Annotated in this window: 2 protein-coding genes; both read left to right on the forward strand. The window is 26.5% G+C overall.

Going from position 1 to position 2,311, the window contains the following annotated elements:
• Positions 1 to 87: 87 nt before the first annotated feature.
• Positions 88 to 1,776 carry a type 2 lanthipeptide synthetase LanM gene (gene lanM / locus BM384_RS16750; protein WP_090015360.1) on the forward strand — a complete coding sequence of 563 codons (1,689 nt, stop codon included), beginning with the start codon at positions 88 to 90 and terminating at the stop codon, positions 1,774 to 1,776.
• On the forward strand, positions 1,769 to 2,218 hold the full coding sequence (locus tag BM384_RS16755) for a cysteine peptidase family C39 domain-containing protein (RefSeq protein ID WP_175537445.1): 450 nt from the start codon (positions 1,769 to 1,771) through the stop codon (positions 2,216 to 2,218). Before lanM ends, BM384_RS16755 begins: the two co-directional genes overlap by 8 nt.
• The last annotated feature ends 93 nt before the right edge of the window (positions 2,219 to 2,311 follow it).

Raw genomic sequence — 2,311 nt, forward strand, 5'->3', positions numbered from 1 at the left:
GGGTAAACATCCTTATAAAATCAAGAATTTTAAAGGCCGTCCACCTATATTTGAATAGCTAGTTTTATTTATCACTCTATTTCATAATTGAGCCTAAAGTTAAGGGGTGAAGTTGTTTCGCCAGCAAAGTATTTGTATAAGATAGAAGAAGGTTTTAAAGATGTTAGTTTGTTTGTAGCTGATAATAAACAGGAATTTTTAGATATAGCATTAAATCAAGAATATAACATTAGACAGGTATTAAGAGCAACTTATATATATGGAATGTACATGGCTGCAAGTGAACATCCTAAATATTTGAAAGATGAAGATGATTATAACAAAGTATTTGATGTTTTAAAATTCTCTGAAAATGATGTGTTTACTAAAGAAATTATAGATATAGAAATTAGTATTCTAAAGTCGAGAAATATTCCTTATTTTTATACAAAGCTTTATAAAAATAATCTGTATTATATAGATAAAAATGGTGATGAACAAAAAATAGAGAATTATTATTTGAAAAGTTTAGATGAAGTATTAAAAGAAAAAGTTAATAAACTTTCATATGATAAAATAGAGCATCAGCTGAGAATTATAAGATTATCCTTTGTAGATGAAGTTAGTGAATCTTATAAATCAAGGAATAGAGTTAGTTATACTAAGGATTTATGTGAAGTTATAGAAAAGGTTATAGATACAATAGAAAAATATAGCTTTGGTGATGAAAAAAATTATATGGTTGATTTAGCCCTATGTAATAAGTTATATATTGTACTTATGAATTATTCTTTATATGAAGGTGGAAGTGTATTATTGCTATTAAATTATTATGCACATTTTAAAAAGAATAATGAGTTGAAAGCAAGAGCTTATAAACTATTAAATACTATAGTAGAAAATTATCCATATGCAGAAGAAGAGATACTTAGTGCTTATTCTGGAATAGGGTCTATGATTTATATATACTATAATTTATATAAATTATGGGGAGAAGAAGAGTATAAAAATAAATTTGAAGAAGTATTAAATATTCTAAATAATGGTTTAGATAAATATAAGTATGAATTAGATTATTTAAATGGAAACAGCAGTATTGTGTTTATGCTAAGTAATATATATAAAGATTGTAGTAATCCAATAATAGAAGAAATTTTATTAAAGATAGTTAACAAGTTAGAAGATATGTATACTGATAATAGTGTTAATAAAACAGGTTTAGCTCATGGATATTCAGGAGTAGGATTAGCATTTATTGCTGCAGGTCATAGGCTTAAAAAAGAAAAGTATATAGAACTTGGCAAAAGAATTATAGAAAAAGAAGATTCCTATTATGATGAAAAGTTATGTAATTGGAGAGATATAAGAACTACAGAAAATAAAGATTTAGTATATTGGTGCTATGGGGTAGGAGGAATTACTCTTGCTAGGTATATGATGTTAAAAGATATAGATAGCAACATAATAAAGGATGATTTAAATAAGGGAATTAATAAATTAAAAGAAATAGACTTAAGCAAAATAGAAAATGATAGTATGTGTCATGGTTTCTTTGGAATTGTTGATATGTTTAATATTATGAATATACATGATGTATCAGAATTAAAAACTATGGTTAAAGCAAGAATAGATAAGATTAATTATAATGGATTTGAAGATGGCTTTAAAAGTGATGGAGATATCTTTGGAGGTATGATTGGAATATCAGGAATGGCTTTGACTATATTAAGAATCTTATGTGATAAATATCCATCTATATTATCTTTAGGAATATATAGAGGTAATGATTATGAGTAAATTTAAATTAGTACAGCAGGTACAACAAACAGAATGTGGTTTATGTTGTGTGTTAATGATTTTAAGATACTATAAAAGTTATGAAACATTAGAAGATTTAAGAGAATGTCTTGAGGCAGGTAGAGATGGACTTAGTATAGTACAATTACGAGATTTATTAGAAATAAAAAAGTTTAAGACAAGAATGATTAAGTGTAATATAAAAAGTCCTGAAGATATAAGTGGTTTAAATCAAGTCAAAGCACCATTTATAGCATTTTGGAATAAGCAACATTTTGTTGTTGTATCTAAAGTGAAAAAGAATTATGTTGAAATACTTGATCCTGCATCTGGAAAAAAGAAACTTAAGTATAGTGAATTTTTAGAGGCCTTTAGTGGATATATATTAGAAGCTGTTCCTACAGATGAGTTTGTTCCTAAAAAAGACAAGCCTAAGAGATGAGGGCACTGAAAAAGTGCCCTTCGGAAAATTAAGGGGCTGTAAAAAAAGTCCTAAAAATCAAACGACCATACTAGCTCAAAAGCTTGTATGGTT

Source organism: Clostridium sp. DSM 8431, from assembly GCF_900116755.1.
Taxonomy (GTDB): Bacteria; Bacillota; Clostridia; order Clostridiales; family Clostridiaceae; genus Clostridium.